Genomic DNA, 15,507 nt, shown 5'->3' on the forward strand with positions numbered 1-15,507 from the left:
CGGCGGGCGCACCGAGCGGCACAACCAACCGAGTTCCTGCCGATAGTGGCGCCTCGCGGGATGAGCCCGCAGCACCGAGCCGGCGCTCAGGCCAGAGGAAGATGCAGACACGTGGCAGACGCGCGAAACCAGCCGTTCGAGATCGCGGTCCTCGTGCACGATCTCGAACAGAAGATCGCGGCGTATCTCGGGGACGCCGACGACTCGGGGACAGCATGGCCGGTAATGGAACTGGGAGACGCTCTCGTCGACCTTGGCGACTGCCTGAAATCCCGCGCACGGCGTGTCATCGTTCCGTCGAGCGGTTGGATGCCGGAAATGGCGGCGTCACCCCAGCATGGAGTCCGGGTGGCGCATTGGACGGGCGCTCAGCCAGTTCGGCGCGGGTTGGCGTTCATGTCGGCATGCGGCGCGGCGTGCTACCCCTTTTACGGACGCGACACCGAAAACAAGATCGCAACCCATCCGGCGTGCGCCGATTGCGAGCAACTGGCTGGCGAGCCACAAGCCGGGACAGCTCCGGACTAGACAACTCCCGCTTCGATCCAGGCCCGGGCTGCCAGGAGCCGTTTCAGTGCCTCCCGGGTGCGGTCGGCGGCTGTTGCCGCGGATAAGGCGGTCGCGGCTGGCCGAGCGGTTGCTGCGGAGCGGGCGGCTGACGGCTGTACACGGGGTTGCCGGCAGCGGCGGGATCAACCTGGTATCTGTTCCGTTCCTGCCGCCGGCGCAACGCGTTCCGCAGCGGGATGACGACAGCCAGCCCGACACACAGCGTGAGCACGGATAGGACGGCGAGGATGACGATCGCCCACCAGAAGATGTCCATGTCCTCTGCTTCCGTATCGCTCGGCTAGTTCGCGGGGTTGACGTGCCAGCTGCCAGGGTTCCCGATCTGGTCAGGCAGCGGGGTCAGTTGCTTGAATCCTGTCGCGCTTGCCGTGAAGCCGACGCTGGCGCTCTTGTACTGGCCGAACTGCTCGACAGCGCTGGACAGCAGATCGGTGCAGTTCTTGATGAAATTGGTCAAGAGGTCGGTGACCGCCTGGATGGCGTTGGACAGCTCGAATTCCCCCAGGCCCGGGATCAGAGCGATTCCGACGCTCACTCCGGTGTTGACAATATCGGCCGCCGTGTTCCCGATCAGCCTGATCACGGCCGCGTAGGTGTTGTACACGATGGACACGCAGCCGCCGAGCGCCGTCCCCATGGCCGCCAGGGCGGATTGATCGGCGTCGAGCGCGCTGGTCGCGTCGGCGGAGTACGCCGAGTACTGGCTGAACGCGGGACCGGACCAGTACCCGGAAAGGGTCTGGGTCGCGTACTGGATGCCCAGCCGCGAGTCGACCAGGGCGGTGTTCTTCGCCCAGGCCTGCGCGATGAGGTTTATTTTCTCCGCGTTCCCGAACAGGTCGTTCTTGATCTTGTCGAGCATCTGGATGACGTCCGGATGGTTGACTTTCTGCGCGGCTTCCCGAATTTTCCGGTCGGCGTCGTCGGGGTACGGGATGCTGGAGATGTTCGGCACCGGGTTCGGTTTGGGCGGAGCCGGGGCGGGGTCGTCCGGGAACGGATTCGGCCAGGACGGCGGCGTGTGTCCGGCCGGGGCCGGGAACGACCTCCCGTGCGGGTTCGTCATCAGCGGCCGCCTTTCTGCTCCGGCTGGTAGACGCCGCCCTCGTTGACTTTGCCGGCCAGCCAGCCGAACTTCTTGTAGTACTCCTCGTCTTGCGCCTCGTAGGCCTTCGCAGCGGTGTCGAGACTGTGGGCCGCCGCGGCGAGGCTGTCGCTGCTGGCCGCGACCTTGCGCATGATCTGATCGACCGCCGCGTTGTACTCGGGAACGATCCCGGCCAGGTGCCCGAGAATGCCGAGGTCCTGCTCGTTCATCCGGAAGTCCGGGAGATCCTGCCCGGCCAGCTGAAGGTGGCGTTCCGCCGCGTCGACGAACGCGCTCTGCGCTCCGCGGAGCGCTTGCGGGACGACTTCGAATCCCTTGCCGGTCATGCGTTTCCCCTCCTGGCGGCCTGCCCGGCCGCGGATGCGTTCTGCAGGGCCTGCTCGACGTGCGCACGCGCTTGAGCCTCGGCCTCGCGGATGGTCTGCGCGATCTGGGCGCCGAGCGCGCGGCCGTTGGCCGAGGAGAGGCCGTGCGGATCGATGGTCACCGACACGAGCGTGCCCCGCCCCGTCACGGTGACCGCCCCCGCGCCGCCGGGGATCCGGCGGTTGACCGCCGCACCGGCGGCGGCTGCGGCGGCCGCCTCGGCCCGGTGCAGATTCGCTTCGATTTCCTGTGTGAGGGCGTAAAGCTCGTTGTAGCCGGGCATGGACGTCACTCCTCGAGAGCCAGAAAGTCGTAGTCGCCGAAGTCCTCGTCGTCGTCGGCACGTCCCCTGCGCGCCGGGGCCGCCGGGGGCGCAAGCGCAGTCGCGGCCGCCGGAGGAGCGAACGCAGCGGCGGCGGGTTCCGGCGGCGCTGCCGGAGGGGGCGCGTCGGGGTGGACCACTGCCGACACCGCCGCGCGCGCGTGCTGCCCGGCCTCCGTGCGAGCCCGGTTGACGGCCTCGACGACGGCAGGGCCGACCAGCTCCGGATGCGGCGACCTCAGCGCGTCGTCGCGGACGACGATGTCGACGATCTCCCCGCGGCCGTTGACGGTGGCAGTCACGCTGCTGTCGCGGGACGCACCGCGGAACCGCTGCCCGGCGAGCTCGGCGTCGAGGTCCGCGAGACGCCGCTGCCGGGCGGCGACGTCGTGGCCGGCGCCGATGCCGAGCGCCTTCAGTATGTCCACGGTCATCATGAAGTCCTGTCGTCAAGGGAGCCGTCGAGAAGGTCGGCCACGCGCGAGGCGGTCACCGGCGCGAGGTCCCATCGCTCGTCGTCGTAGTGCTTGCTGATCTGCAAGGCCCATCGCCCCGTGTCGGTGTCGTAGACCCGCAACGGGACCTCGCTGCGGCGACGCCCGCTGCGGTCGCGTTGCTCGGCGTAAAGCTCCGCGCTCACCAGCGGCGGCCTGGCGATGACCCGCTCAGCCCGCCGCACCGCGCTGTCGCGGGCGACGCCGGTGTCCCGGGCTTCGATCAGCTCGCTGCGCAGCACCGTGATCGGCTGCGCGGTCGACCGCGCGTGCTCGTGCGGCAGCACGTCCGCCAGCACCGCGCTCAACCGCTGGCGCCGGAACGTCCGCACCCAGACCTCGCCGCCGTCCCGGATCGCGATCAACCCGAACCACGACGACCCGGCCGCCAACGCCGACAAGTGCCGGCTGCCGTCGCCGAACCAGCCGTAACAGGCGCGCGGCGGCCGGCTCAACAACTCGGCTACGTCGGCCAGCTCCGGGTCGTCCACGCTCGACGCCTCGCCGTCGTACTGATCCTTCAGCGCCGCGAGGCGCCGGTCGGCGTCCGCCTGCGCCTCCGCGTCGTGCCACTCCGCCTGCGGTGCCAGCGAGACATGCAGATCGGCACCGGTCACCTCGGTCACCAGCGCCGCGAGGTCCGCCGCGGCGAAGCCGACCGGTTCGGGAAACCACATCGGCGCTACACCCGTTTCTTGGGGGCCTCGCCGATCACGGCCGGACTCGCGGCCATCCCGGTCTGCGGATCCACCAGCCGCTGCCCGTCGTCCGCGGCCAGGAACGCCTCGTCGTCGGACAACATGTACTTGCGCTCGTGCTCCTCGTCGTCCTCCCGCTTGCGGCCCGCGCCGGCACCCATCCCGCCGACCGCTCCGCCCGGCCGGCCCGACGACGAACCCGCCGCACCGCCAGTGCGGCTGCGCGCCGCCGCTTCCTCCGAAGCGCCGATCCCGCTGCCGCGTCCACTTCCCGGCGCGTTCTCTCCGGCGGCGCGTCCGCCAAGACCAGCTCCGCTGCCGGACGAACCGCGCCCACTTGCGCCGCCGGGCAGCCCGCCGCCGACGGCGGGCGCACCGGAGTTCCAGGAACCGCCGTTGCCCGCGCCCAAGGGAGGAGCCGGGTCCAGCACCCCGCTGCGGTACAGGCCGGGGTCGCGCGACGTGCCGCCTTGCTCGAGCCCGGTCTGCGCGCTGGGTGCCACGTAACCGGCCGACGACGTCGACTCATCCCCGCCAGACCCCGCTGCCCGCGGCGGTACCCCGCTGCCGGGAGCCGAGGGCCGCCCGGACGCCGCAGCCCCGGCAGCGAACGGTGCGACGTTCGCACCGTCATACGATGCGGCCGGGCCCGGGCTGTGACCGGGCTGCAGAGGGCCGGCCGAGCCGCCGTTGTGTCCGGCTGAGCTGTGCACCACCGGAGCTGGCGGCGGCGCGCTGCTGACGTTCATCGCGTTCGCGTCGGCCTGGCCGTAACTGGTGGGCATGGCGCGGCCGGTCTCGTCCGACGCCGTGGACCAGGACTTCATCGCCGCCACGTTCGCCGCCGCGACATTGTTGCTCTGCCGGGTCTGGTTTTCGATGTCGGCGTCGATCACGCTCTGCACGCCGAGAAATTCCGTCATCGGCGGAGGGGCTTGGGGCACCGGAGGCACCGGCTGCACCTTGGCCTTGACGTCATGCCACGCGGACGACTGCGTTGTCAGACCCGCCTGCGCCATGCTCATCGACTCCGCGGCCTGCGCGTGCTCGGCCGCCAACGGCCCAGCCCCGCGAGAAGCCGCTCCCGCCGCGTCGCCGGTCCAGCCCTCCTCCATCGCCGCGGCCAGCGTCCGGATGTCCGCCGCCCGGCTCTCGTACTGGGCCTGGAACGAGGTCACGTAGTCGGCCGCCTGCATCAGCCCGCCCGGCCCGACGGCGTTCGCGAAGTTGTCGTAGATCTGCTGCGCGGACATCGACTGCCCGGCCACCTCACTGCCCGCCCTGCATGGTCGACAAAGCAGCCTTGGTGACGTTCGTGGCTGCCGTCGTCGCATTGCTGCCCGGCGTGCCCTGGATCAGCACCAGCATCTCGGTCTGGTCCGACACCCCGACCAGCATGGTCGCCTGGCCTTGACTGCGGCGATCCGCGGTGTTGGCCAGCACAGCCGGGAAACCGCTCACCACCGTCGGCTCGAAGTAGCCGTCCTTGTAGTAGCCGGACGCTTTCTGCCGGTAGGCATTCGTCAGGCCGTTCTTGACGGTGGTCAGAAACGTTGCGCTGACGGCCGTGTACCCGTCGCTGAACCGCCACCCGCAACCGACGCCGCTGGACTTCGAATCAGCCTTGGGCTGGCTCAACTGCAGCGCGGACAGCTGCGCCGACGTCAGCATGCTGCACGGATCCGCAAGGTATTTGTCCACGTTCACCGGAGCCGGAACCTTCGGCGCCTCCGCAGCCTCGCCCCCTGGCGAGGAGGGCGAACCGCTTTGACTGGTGCCGGAAGGCGTCGGGCTTGCCGTCCCCTGGGTCGGCTCGGAACACCCGCCGGCCGAGACAGCCACCACGCCTGCGATACCGGCCAGGACAACACGAAATCGAGAGAAAGTCACAGATATCCTATTGGTACATTCCGCCAGGAGCGGGATTGCCGGAATTCACTTTGCCAAGAGCGTCCGCGACCTCGGCATCATGCTGTGTATAGGTTCCGTTGGCTTTTTTCAGCGCGTTGATGTACGCATAAGCCTGGCGCTGCATCGACACGTTGTGGTCGATGCAGCGCTGCAACGATGCCTGCACAAGTCGCGCCTGCTCAACGGCAGGCGGGTCAGGCGAGGGCGGCTGCGCGGAAGCCAACGCCATTTCCTGGACCTTCTGGTCGCTCTGCAATCCGTGGAGGACGTCTTCCCACCGGGAGATCAACGCCGTGACAGTCCCCGGCTCGAACCGGTACCCGCCCGGACCCGCGGAATGCATCACCTCGGACGCCATCTCAGCGACGCCCCCAATCCCCGCGGCCCACGAGGCCGACGAGCATTCCGGATCCGCACGGCACCCGGCCCCGACGCAACCTGGCAGTCGCGCACTCGACCTGTCCGCCCGGGTCAGGCAGCGAACCGTCGCCCGATCTCCCCATGTGACGCTCCCCTCACAACCCGTCATCACATCGTCGCCAGAGTATCGCACGCGACCCGGCCGCGGGCGTGGATCACGAAACCCGCACCGTCGACGCGCACCACTGCCACCAAACGCCCTGACCTGCACAAATCTGCGACTTGCCGTGACGACAGCCACAGACCAGCCGACCGACCCCGCCGGCTAGAGCGGGGAGGACCGTCCCACGGCCGAAGCGCGCCGCACGATCGTGTGTCCTCCCCGCACAGGCTCGGCACAAGTGAATGAAAATCCACCAACCGCCGTATAGATTCCCAGTTCAAGAACTATTCTCCCCGCGCGAGCGGGGGTGGTCCGTGGCTGTGCATCGTATCTTTGCGACTGGGCACGTTCTCCCCGCGCGAGCGGGAGTGGTCCTTCCGGCAGGTCGTCCCGCGACGTGTGCCCGAGGTTCTCTCCGCGAGAGCGGGGGTGGTCCCAAAATGGTTAAGGTCGCCGACACCCAGCGCCGGTTCTCCCCGCGCGAGCGGGGGTGGCCCCAACGGCAACCCGCTGTTAGTTGACCGGCCGCTGTTTCCCCGCACATGCGGGGGCGGTCCGCTCAGGAGATCCGGCCATGCCACCGGTGAGCGGTTCGTCCCGTGCGAGCGGGGCTGATCCGGAGGGATGCGAGGTGAGCGAGATCCTGAGCAGGTCTTCCCCGCGCGAGCGGGGGTGGTCCAAAGCTGCAGATGGTGAAGGTCGAGTGCATCGCGTTCTCCCCGCGCGAAAGGGGGTGGTCCGGGCGTCGAAGGCGCGGCGCTCGTCACCGCCGGGTCTTCGCGGCCGCGTGCGGGCGTGGTCCCAACAGGCCGGGAGCGATCGAGAAGGACTACTTGTTCCTCTCACGCGAGCAGAAGTGGTCCGGCCGGATCGTCCGGAGGAGGTGGGTAATGCTCCCCACGCGAGCGGGGGTGGTCCGATCACCCATCGGTGATTGTGCGGGGCCTGGTCGTTCTCCCCGCGCGAGCGGAGGTGGTCCTCAGGTCAACTACGGCATCGAGGTCCGCGACACGTTCTCCCCGCTCGACTGGGGGGTCCCCACGCTCCGTGCGGATCAGAAAAGGGCGAGACGTTCTCCCGGCGCGAGCGGGGTGGCCCGTCGAGCAGGACTGAACGGCCAGCCGACTTGTCGTCTTCCCCGCGCGAGCGGGGGTGGTCCCTGCGGAAGGTAGCCGTGGCTCAACAGCTGCCCGTTCTCCCCGGGCGAGCGGGGATGGTCCGACGGTGATCTCCGAGTGCCGGTGCGCGTGCGTGTTCTCCCCGCGCGAGCGGGGATAGTCCTGCGCGAGCGGACCTGGTACGACGGATCCGCTAGTTCTCCCCCGCGCGAGCGGGGATGGCCCCCGGTAGGCCGCGCACTGCACGCGTACTCGCCGTCTTACCCGCGCGCGTGGTTGATCTTTCCGTAGCGAACTGACGTGCCGGTGACGCCGCCACTTGCTTCGCAATCAGATCGGTTATTCCTTGCATGGCAACGCTTCCCGAACTATTCGCGCGATGGAAGACCTCCGGCAACTCGTTGCTGTCATCGGCACACGGCGCTGACGTGATGGTGGTGCAGGCTCACGTCCAGCACGTGGTGCCGACGGGGTGGGACGCAGTGACCGACCCTTGCTCGAGGACATTTCTGTCCTCGAGCAGCCGATGCCCGTATGTCCCGGGTGGAACCGCCGGTTCGCTTGTTCTGCACCCAGCGGTGCGGCCGTCGATCCCGGGGCATCGCCGGCGTGTCTCCGCAGATCGAAGACAGTTCCCGGGTTAGCCAGCTGGTGCGATGCTGATCAGTCCGCATCCGTAGGCTTTTGCCCGCCCGACTCCGTTCGTCAACGCTTGAGTGAACGCGGTGGTGTCGGTGACGACGAGTCGTCCGTCGTAGCGGACGGCTTCGACGGTGATTTTCGTGGTGGTGTTCTTGCGTCCGGTGATGGTGGGGACGCCGGTCACGGCGACGTCCGGTTGGCCGTTTCCGGCGCTGGGGATGACGAAGCCGTGCTGTTCGCCTTTGCGGATAAGCCATTCCAGCTGTTCGGCTGGCTGCCGGTAGGGGATGCGTTTGCGGGTCTGTCCGTCGCATTTGGTCGGGTTGGCGACCATCCGGAACGTGAAGCGCCGCCCGGCGGTGACGGCGTCGAGAACGGGTTGCAGGGTGCGGACTTCGGCGGGCCAGGCGAGGTGCCCGGCGGGGAGGTGGTCCCAGTCGGGTTCGGTGTGGCTTTGCACGTATTGCACGAAGCCGCCGCGGAGGCTGTCGAGCCGCCAGAGGACGCCGTGTGCCTGCCGGACTGCGTCGTCTTGGGGCAGCTCGGGGTAGGCGGACATGAGGGTGCGGTGCATGTCGTGGACGTTGGCGTTGTCGCGGCGGAAGGTGCGCGACTGGGTGTTGACGGTGAGTTTGCTCAGGAACATCGAGTTTCCTCGGACGGGATCATCATGTCGGTCAACGGGACCTCGTCGACGGCCACGGTGCGCGGGCCGTAGCGGCGGTCTCCGTCGGCGAAGGAGTACGGCACGTCGTGCCGGGGTTCGGCGCGGGGGTCGTCGGGCGGGCAGTCGATCACCGTGCGCAGTCCCGGCCGCTGCTGGTCCCTGGCTGCGGACTGTGCCCGGTCGGGGTGTTCGAGCCATTTGTGGCCGCGTATCAGGTCGTCGAGGCTCTGCTCGGCGAGCGTTTTGAACAGGGGCCGGGCCGGCACGAACGCGCGGCGGCCGAAGAACAGCGGCCACCGCGGCGAGGTGACGGCCTCGGCGAGGCGGGCGAGGAGGTCCGGGGGTCCTTCGAGCAGGACGAGGAACAGGGCGTCGGCGAGGTAGTAGCGTTCGCTGACCACGGTGCGGTGACCGCTGCCGGAGGTGGTGGGGACGTTCTGGGTGGTGTGGTAGTCGCGTTCGAGCAGTCCTTCGCGGTCGACACGGACGCCGAGCCGCAGCGCTGCCAGTTCCGCGATCCGCTCCTCGTCGTGGCGGGCGACGCCGGTGGCGGCGGCCAGCAGTCCCACGATCCCGGACTTGGTCGGCTCGAGCGCGGTGTCGCGCAGGACGCCGCGGGAGCGCTGGCCCCAGGACTGCATCGGCGCGTCGATGCACAGCGCCAGCGTCCGCCGGTTCATACGCCGGCCGTCGCGGGAGCGAGCAGGCGGGCGGTGAACGCGGCGAGCGTGTCTGCGGTCTCGACGCCGTCGGTCTCCGGGAGGTCGCCGGTGGCCGAGGCCGCGACGGCGGTGTGGATCCCCTCGGTGCCGTAGAAGCCGCGAAGCTTCCCGTAGTGCCGGAGGAGCCGGGCGGTGGACGCGGCCATCAAGTCCGGCTCGGAGACCGGTGCGAGGAACGCGTTCGCGAGGTTCCACGCGCCGCGGTCCCGCACGACGCCGAGGAAGGTGTCCGGCATGGTGCGCGCGGCCGTCGTGTTCTGCATGCCGCCGGGAACGGCGTGGACGAACGCGCCGAGCCACGCTGCCGCGGCACGCCCGGCGAGATCGGCGTCCCCGCCGAGATTGCCGTGCAGTTGCTCGAGGTCGAGGTTGGCGTAGCGGTAGTAGCAGGCGGTGTTGAAGTCGACGGTGCCCAGCATGTCCGCGCCGGACTCGCCGTCGGGTTTCAGATCGTCGACCGCGGTGTAGAAGTCGAATTCCGGTGCCACCGCGTGGGTCGAGAGGGCGTGCGCGACCTGGGAGGCGGCGTCGACGTTGAAGTCTTTGTTGTCGGCGATCATGCGGCCGAACAGCGCGATGTCCGCGGCCCGGGTCGCGTCCAGCAGACGCGCGGCCTCGGCGCGCGCGGCGGCGTCCGGTTTGATCTTGGCTGGTTTTTTGGTGCCTTCTTTCGCCGCGGCGACGGCGAGCAGGTCGTCCCAGCGTTTGTCGCAGTATCCGGCCAGACAGTCGACGGCGTCGTCGCCGACGAACAGGAGGTATTCGGTGAGTCCGGTGACCTGGTCGACGCCGAACCCGAGCGATTCCAGCCCGGCGATGACGACCTTGCGCGTCTCGCCCGCGTCCCGGCCCTGCTCGGACAGCTTTACGACGGCGGCGTCGCACAGGCGTTTCGTGCGGGTCGCGGTCTCGTGTTTCGCCAGGCCGTGCTGGGCGAACAGCAGGCGTGCGGCGCGTTTGAGGCTCTGGCTGGAGATCCGGCCGCGGGTGGCTCCGCCGAACGTCGCGGTCTTGGGCTGGCCGACGTCGTCGCGGTTGAGGTTGCTGACGGGGAAGGACTGCAGCAGATGCAGTTCGATGATCACGTTGTCTCCCAAGAGAAATTATTCGGTCGTCGCGGTCGCGGACGGCCGCCCGGCCGCAGCCGCTGTAGCCGGTGCGGTCCGGGGGCCGGTGTGGAAGTCGCGGGCCCAGCGCAGCCGGACCCGGTGCGCGCTCTCCCCGCGGTAGTCCCCGCCCAGGAGGATCACGAGGTCGTCGAGCAGGACGCCGTAGTTGACCGGGACGCCGTCGGAGGCCAGCAGCCGGACCACTTGCCGCAGATGGTGCGGCAGCCCGGCGCGGTCGCGCAGCAGCAACTGCTCGAACCGCCGCGTGACGGCATCGTCACCCTTCTCCCGCGGCGTGGCGCCGCCGCGTTTCTCCCGCAGCGCGTGCATCGCCGTCCCGAGCGAGCCGCGGCCCCGGCCGGCGTTCGGGTGGGTCGCGAACAGGCCGGCGACCAGCAGCCACGCGTCCAGTTCCGGGTCGGGCGGGTCGTGGCGGAACACGATCTCGTGCGTCCCGAGCCCTGCCTGGCCGGCCGCCAGGCCGCGGCGCAGCCCGGCCAGCGTCCGCCGGCTGGCGGACCGCAGCGCGGTGTTGCGCGACTCGAGCCTGCCCTGCAGCGTGTAGAGGTCTTTGACGAACATCGCACGGCGCTCGGACACGGGTGCGCTCACTCGGCATCATCCTTCGTGAGGTACTTGACGATCTGCGCCTCGAACCGCCCCGACAAGGCGCGCAGCCGCTTGTGCAACGCGGTCTGGTGCTTGCCCAGCACCCGGAGGCTCCGTCCGGACGCGGCGACGCCTTCTGCCCAGTCGTCGGCGACCCGGCGGGCCGTCGCTCCCACCGTCTGCTGCCACCGGTCCATCACGCGCCGCTCGGACTGCGCGGCCGCGGTCGCGGCGTTGAGCTCGCGCAGGAACCGGCCGAACGGGCGCGGCAGCTCCGGCCAGTACGGAAGATCAACCGACTCGCCCGGAATCGCGCGCATCTCCTTGTGGTACTCCCGCTGCATGATCCGCAGCGCCGCGCCGGATTCGTCGGCCAGCTCGATCGCGCAGCCGACCAACCCCGCCACCAGATTCTCGCCGTCGTCGTTGCCTTGTGCGGCGCGGATCAGCGCGACCGGGGCCGGGACCGCTTCCTCGAAATAGGCTTCGACGACGCTGGCGTTCTTGTCCAGCTGCTGCCCGAACATCCGCAACGTGTAGACGGTCTCGTCCGGGATCCGGCCCCGCTCAGTGTGAGTCGCGAGTTCCTTCAGCGCGACCGGGCGCTGTTTGCTCCGCTCCTCGCGCCAGGGGTCAACGAGCAGCAGTTCGACGCTGTGCCGCCACGCGCCCCGGACCGGACGGAGCCGGACCGGCAGCATCGGCGCACCCGGCTTCGGCCGCCCACCGGCAGTCAGCGGCGTGCGGTAGGCCGCCATCCGCTCCACCTGGGGAAGAACGTCGTCGTCGACGAATTCCGTGCCCGGGCTCAGGATCGCCTCCGCCACCACCGTGGTCCCGTTGCGCGTCTCGGGGAACAGCCGGACGCGGCGCGAAGGCCACGTGAGCACGTCGGTCCACCCGTCGCTGCGGCGCTTGTCCGGCTCCGCTCCCGGCACTGGCCGCTCCCACGCCGGCACGTCCACCGGGTCCTTCGGGTCGTGCCGTGCCGCGTTGAGCAACAAGGTCTCTTTCAGGGTGCTGCCTTCCACGAGGACGACCGCGAAACTGTTGCACGGGGCCCGTTTCGACGATTTCACTGTCGTGGCGGGGGTTTTCATGCCGCCCGGGTCGTAGGCGTGCGCGGTGACCAGCCACCGCGCCGCCTCGCCTGGCGTCAGCTCGACGCGGTCGCCGGCGACCGTGTGGTCGAACAGCGTCACGTTGTTGCCGACCGCCAGATCCGGAATCAGCTTCGCCACCGTCGACTTCCTCGCCTCCGGCAGCTCCGGGCACTGCAGGAACGGCCGCTGCGGGTCGAACAGGTCGAACGAGGCACCCGACGACGTGGCGTACTTGCCGACTTTCGTCACTTTGAAGGACTTCGCTTTCCACAGGTCGCCCCAGTCCTGGGCGCGTGCCGGGCCGTACGCGCGGTGCAGGAACGCCAAGGCCAGCCGGTGCAGCGCGGCGGTCATCGGCGGCGTCGCTCCCGCGATCCGCCGGATGTCGTGCGCCGAGGCGAACAATTCGGCCAGCCCGACCTCGCCTCCGCGGCCGTCGGTGTACACCACCGGAATCCAGGGCTGGGTGATCAGGTCGAACGACGCCGTCATGACTCCTCGCTCGCATACACCCCGAACTTGTCGTGGTACCGCAACTCGTGGCCCCCGACCCGGCAGCGACCGTCGACGAACACCAGCGCGCGATGCCTGTTCAGCCACGGGTCCTGCGCGAACTCTTCCGGCACGTCGGTCGCCAGCAGCGCCCGCACCACCGCCGCGGAAACCCCGGCCGGAGCGGTCAGCACCGTCGCCGAGTCCAGCAGATCCTCGCTGTCCGGGCAGATTGGCGTCGGTTCGCCGTCCGGGTCGCCGCGGTAGAGCACCACCCGGACCGACAGGTCGCCGGCCTCATTCTCGACGTTCACCGGCGCTCGCCCGATCCCTTGCGCGTGCGGCGGCGTCCCGGACGTTCGGTCAGCTCGAACAGTTCCTCCACCCGGTGCGGATACGGGAGACACGCGATCTCGGCGGCCCTCGCATCCTTGTCCCGGGCGGCCTTCATCCGTTGCGCGGCCAGGGACCACTCGCTCTCCCATCCCGCCGGGCACGCGACCCGGTCCCCGTACACCTTCTCCACCAGGTCGGCCATCTCCGGCCACGATTCGATCGTCCTCATGTCCTTCAGCACCGCCCAGGTGCGCATCAGCACGGCCGGCGCGTACACGGTGTGCAGATACCGCGGGAACCGCGGTCCGGCAGGCGTGTCGGTCACGCCGGTGATCGTCAACACGAGCTCGCCCCGCGCCGCGTCCCGGCGGTGCCGGTGCACCCGTCCCAGGCGCTGGAACAACGAGTCGATCGGGGCCAGATCGGTCAGCAGCCCGTCGAAGTCGAGATCCAGGCTCTGCTCCAGCACCTGCGTGCCCACCACGATCGCCCGGCGCGGCCGGATCCCCTTCGCACCGAACATCTCGCGCAGCTCGTTCTCGACCTCCGACCGGTCCGCGCGCGGCAGCGACCCGTTGATCGCCAGCAGCAGCGGCCGCTCCGCTTCCGGCAGCTGCGCGATCCGTTCCTTCAATTTCTCGTAGGTGTCGACCGCTCGTTGCACAATGTTCTGAACGACCGCGACGCAGCGGCCCTTGGCCGCTTCGGCCAGCGCCCAGTCCACGACCTGACCGTCCGCGATCTGCTCCAGCCGCACCTTGCGATCGGCGGTCAGCTCAGACAACCCGGCCCCGTGCTCGCAGAGCGCGTCCGCCGCGCTTGCCACCGTCACCCGCGGATACCCCGCCGTCGAGGCAACCGCCGGGATCTCGTCCGGCCGGCATCCCCGCGCCCCCGCCTGCCACGCCGCGACAAGATCGTGCCGACGCCCCGACGGCAGCGTCGCCGACAGCAGCACCACCGGAACACCCAGCGCACCCAACCACGCCAACAGCCGCTGTAGCAGCGTCGACATATGGGTGTCATAGGCGTGGACCTCGTCGATCACCACCACCTTCCCGGCCAGCCCCGCCAACCGCACGAACACATGACCGCCGCGGAACGCACCCATCGACGCCTGATCCACCGTTCCGCTGCCCAGCACCGCCAGCAGACTCCGCTTCCGCGTCAACCACGCCTGCGCCTCCGCAGCGGAATCGCCCTCGTCGACACCGACCTCCGACGGCATCGCCGCCTCCTGCTCAAGGACCTCGCGCGCACCCGCGTGCACCAGGCTCACCCCGGTGTCGTCACCCAGCTTGTCGAGCATCTTGCGGATGACATCGCGGGTCTGCTTGCTCGACGCCTGCGTCGGCAACGCGACGTATAACCCGGCCAACTCCAGCCGCCGCACCAACATCGCCGCCGCCTGCAACGCAGCGTTCGTCTTGCCCTCCCCCGTCGGAGCCTCCACCACCACCAGCGCAGGCTCCCGCAACTCCCCGACCACCTGCTCGACCAGTATCTGCACCGGACGCGGAGGCTCCCCGAACATCGCCGCGAACCCCAGCTCCCGCGGCGGCACCCACGGATCCAACGCCAGCCGCCCGACCGACTTCTCCGCCTGCGCGTGCGCGTCCGCGACGTAGGCGTCGAGATCGAGGTCGTCCGGCGCGTACGCGAAGTTCGCCGTGTCCGACGCGACCCAATCGCTCACCGACGCCAAGGCCGCCAACCCGATCGCGGCCGGCAACGGCAACCGGACCCCGCCCCACGACACCGTCCGCGGATCCGGCAGCCCGCACAACCCAGCCAACTCCACCGCCATCTCAGTCCGCGCCGCCGCCCACGCCCGCTGTCCGTGGCTGTTGCGCTCCCACCGCACCTGCCGCACATCCTGATCCGCTGGGAAATACCCGTGATGCCCGCCGAGCACCGCCGCGATACCGAATGCGGTTTCCTCCGTCGAACCCCACTCGATCAGCATATTTCGAAGATGAAACGCAGTGATAATTCCGTGAGGCGCATCAACACGGCCCGACGCCCCGGCCGGTTTCGCCACGAACTCGACGGCGCCGATCCCCCACGCGCCGATCCGGCTCTTCGCCAGCGAAAGATTCAACGACTGAAACGCCGGTGAGTACTTCCCCAGATCATGCAGCGCACAGAGAAAAGCCACCCACCTCCAGGCGTCCCCCAGCACACCGAACGATTCCTCGACCGACGCGCGCAACCGGCCACGAACCAGCCGAGGAGCCAGGCGCCAGGCGACCGCGAACGTATCGATCGCATGGCATACCAACGGATGACAGCCGACACGGCCGACTGACTTCCCCCATGGTTCGATTACCGGTAAACCATCCGCGCGCAGTATGATCACACACCTTCAGCAACTTCGAATCGACGAAGGACCAAGGTCGAAAACCATACAGGGCTCACCTCTGACGACTCACATGCCATCCCGAATGGCAACATTTCGAACGCTGGAAACCACGGGAGATCCACGCGCTTTTCACAGTAAACCGCCGATACACGGCCCACCCAGAACATCCGAGCATCACTGACGCGCGGCAAAGCGCGGCGACAGCTAGGTGTCAGAAGATCCTCCCCCGCTCGCGCGGGGAAGCCGTCGCCACGCAGTACCACGCAGGGCCACCTCTGCTTCCGCAGAGAAACAGGCATCACCCCTGTTCGCTTACTCGACGAGTGGATGATTCAAAGCAACCATCACCTTCGCG

The 15,507-nt window shown here is 69.2% G+C and carries 17 protein-coding genes; 1 reads left to right on the forward strand and 16 read right to left on the reverse strand.

The genetic code is table 11. The features are described from left to right. Positions 1-111 precede the first annotated feature (111 nt). Positions 112-528, forward strand: a complete 417-nt coding sequence (locus tag L3Q65_RS24505; protein WP_237596749.1) for a hypothetical protein — start codon at positions 112-114, stop codon at positions 526-528. A gap of 43 nt (positions 529-571) precedes the next feature. Here the strand turns inward: L3Q65_RS24505 and L3Q65_RS24510 are convergent, their stop codons facing one another. The 16 genes from L3Q65_RS24510 to cas3 all read right to left on the reverse strand — a co-directional run bounded on the left by L3Q65_RS24510 (position 572) and on the right by cas3 (position 15,071). Next, positions 572-826 carry a hypothetical protein gene (locus L3Q65_RS24510; protein WP_237596750.1) on the reverse strand — a complete coding sequence of 85 codons (255 nt, stop codon included), beginning with the start codon at positions 824-826 and terminating at the stop codon, positions 572-574. A 24-nt stretch (positions 827-850) separates the two neighbouring features. After that, entirely contained in the window at positions 851-1,636 is a 786-nt protein-coding gene (locus L3Q65_RS24515) for a hypothetical protein (RefSeq protein WP_237596751.1), read from the reverse strand. After that, a complete protein-coding gene (locus L3Q65_RS24520) occupies positions 1,636-2,004 on the reverse strand; it encodes a hypothetical protein (protein WP_237596752.1) in 369 nt (122 codons plus the stop codon). Before L3Q65_RS24520 ends, L3Q65_RS24515 begins: the two co-directional genes overlap by 1 nt. Next, positions 2,001-2,327: a YbaB/EbfC family nucleoid-associated protein gene (locus L3Q65_RS24525; RefSeq protein WP_237596753.1), complete on the reverse strand. Its 327-nt coding sequence runs from the start codon at positions 2,325-2,327 to the stop codon at positions 2,001-2,003. The genes L3Q65_RS24520 and L3Q65_RS24525 overlap by 4 nt, the downstream gene beginning before the upstream one ends. Before the next feature lie 5 nt (positions 2,328-2,332). Continuing rightward, entirely contained in the window at positions 2,333-2,800 is a 468-nt protein-coding gene (locus L3Q65_RS24530; RefSeq protein ID WP_237596754.1) for a YbaB/EbfC family nucleoid-associated protein, read from the reverse strand. Further along, positions 2,800-3,537: an ESX secretion-associated protein EspG gene (locus L3Q65_RS24535; RefSeq protein WP_237596755.1), complete on the reverse strand. Its 738-nt coding sequence runs from the start codon at positions 3,535-3,537 to the stop codon at positions 2,800-2,802. The genes L3Q65_RS24530 and L3Q65_RS24535 overlap by 1 nt, the downstream gene beginning before the upstream one ends. A gap of 5 nt (positions 3,538-3,542) precedes the next feature. Next, positions 3,543-4,811 (reverse strand): hypothetical protein, encoded by a 1,269-nt coding sequence (locus L3Q65_RS24540; RefSeq protein WP_237596756.1) that lies wholly within the window; start codon positions 4,809-4,811, stop codon positions 3,543-3,545. Between the two features lie 16 nt (positions 4,812-4,827). Further along, positions 4,828-5,448 carry a DUF3558 family protein gene (locus L3Q65_RS24545; protein ID WP_370648115.1) on the reverse strand — a complete coding sequence of 207 codons (621 nt, stop codon included), beginning with the start codon at positions 5,446-5,448 and terminating at the stop codon, positions 4,828-4,830. A 7-nt stretch (positions 5,449-5,455) separates the two neighbouring features. Further along, positions 5,456-5,827, reverse strand: a complete 372-nt coding sequence (locus L3Q65_RS24550) for a hypothetical protein (protein ID WP_237596758.1) — start codon at positions 5,825-5,827, stop codon at positions 5,456-5,458. 1,923 nt (positions 5,828-7,750) lie between these two features. After that, entirely contained in the window at positions 7,751-8,398 is a 648-nt protein-coding gene (gene cas6e / locus L3Q65_RS24555) for a type I-E CRISPR-associated protein Cas6/Cse3/CasE (protein WP_237596759.1), read from the reverse strand. Then, entirely contained in the window at positions 8,389-9,099 is a 711-nt protein-coding gene (gene cas5e, locus L3Q65_RS24560) for a type I-E CRISPR-associated protein Cas5/CasD (RefSeq protein ID WP_237596760.1), read from the reverse strand. The genes cas6e and cas5e overlap by 10 nt, the downstream gene beginning before the upstream one ends. Continuing rightward, entirely contained in the window at positions 9,096-10,226 is a 1,131-nt protein-coding gene (gene cas7e / locus L3Q65_RS24565; RefSeq protein ID WP_237596761.1) for a type I-E CRISPR-associated protein Cas7/Cse4/CasC, read from the reverse strand. Before cas7e ends, cas5e begins: the two co-directional genes overlap by 4 nt. Before the next feature lie 18 nt (positions 10,227-10,244). Beyond that, on the reverse strand, positions 10,245-10,862 hold the full coding sequence (gene casB / locus L3Q65_RS24570; RefSeq protein WP_237596762.1) for a type I-E CRISPR-associated protein Cse2/CasB: 618 nt from the start codon (positions 10,860-10,862) through the stop codon (positions 10,245-10,247). Beyond that, positions 10,859-12,454 carry a type I-E CRISPR-associated protein Cse1/CasA gene (gene casA, locus L3Q65_RS24575; RefSeq protein ID WP_237596763.1) on the reverse strand — a complete coding sequence of 532 codons (1,596 nt, stop codon included), beginning with the start codon at positions 12,452-12,454 and terminating at the stop codon, positions 10,859-10,861. Before casA ends, casB begins: the two co-directional genes overlap by 4 nt. Next, positions 12,451-12,768 carry a hypothetical protein gene (locus L3Q65_RS24580; protein WP_237596764.1) on the reverse strand — a complete coding sequence of 106 codons (318 nt, stop codon included), beginning with the start codon at positions 12,766-12,768 and terminating at the stop codon, positions 12,451-12,453. The genes casA and L3Q65_RS24580 overlap by 4 nt, the downstream gene beginning before the upstream one ends. Next, complete coding sequence (cas3, locus tag L3Q65_RS24585; protein ID WP_237596765.1) at positions 12,765-15,071, reverse strand: CRISPR-associated helicase Cas3'; 2,307 nt, start codon at positions 15,069-15,071, stop codon at positions 12,765-12,767. Before cas3 ends, L3Q65_RS24580 begins: the two co-directional genes overlap by 4 nt. Positions 15,072-15,507: the final 436 nt, after the last annotated feature.

This window comes from Amycolatopsis sp. FU40 (assembly GCF_021903635.1).
GTDB classification, from domain to species: domain Bacteria; phylum Actinomycetota; class Actinomycetes; order Mycobacteriales; family Pseudonocardiaceae; genus Amycolatopsis; species Amycolatopsis dendrobii.

Excerpts from the sequence above, each read along its gene's own strand:
- L3Q65_RS24510 (WP_237596750.1), bottom strand. The coding sequence starts at position 826 with ATGGACATCTTCTGGTGGGCGATCGTCATCCTCGCCGTCCTATCCGTG.
- L3Q65_RS24515 (WP_237596751.1), bottom strand. The coding sequence starts at position 1,636 with ATGACGAACCCGCACGGGAGGTCGTTCCCGGCCCCGGCCGGACACACG.
- L3Q65_RS24520 (WP_237596752.1), bottom strand. The coding sequence starts at position 2,004 with ATGACCGGCAAGGGATTCGAAGTCGTCCCGCAAGCGCTCCGCGGAGCG.
- L3Q65_RS24525 (WP_237596753.1), bottom strand. The coding sequence starts at position 2,327 with ATGCCCGGCTACAACGAGCTTTACGCCCTCACACAGGAAATCGAAGCG.
- L3Q65_RS24530 (WP_237596754.1), bottom strand. The coding sequence starts at position 2,800 with ATGACCGTGGACATACTGAAGGCGCTCGGCATCGGCGCCGGCCACGAC.
- L3Q65_RS24535 (WP_237596755.1), bottom strand. The coding sequence starts at position 3,537 with ATGTGGTTTCCCGAACCGGTCGGCTTCGCCGCGGCGGACCTCGCGGCG.
- L3Q65_RS24540 (WP_237596756.1), bottom strand. The coding sequence starts at position 4,811 with ATGTCCGCGCAGCAGATCTACGACAACTTCGCGAACGCCGTCGGGCCG.
- L3Q65_RS24550 (WP_237596758.1), bottom strand. The coding sequence starts at position 5,827 with ATGGCGTCCGAGGTGATGCATTCCGCGGGTCCGGGCGGGTACCGGTTC.
- cas6e (WP_237596759.1), bottom strand. The coding sequence starts at position 8,398 with ATGTTCCTGAGCAAACTCACCGTCAACACCCAGTCGCGCACCTTCCGC.
- cas5e (WP_237596760.1), bottom strand. The coding sequence starts at position 9,099 with ATGAACCGGCGGACGCTGGCGCTGTGCATCGACGCGCCGATGCAGTCC.
- casA (WP_237596763.1), bottom strand. The coding sequence starts at position 12,454 with ATGACGGCGTCGTTCGACCTGATCACCCAGCCCTGGATTCCGGTGGTG.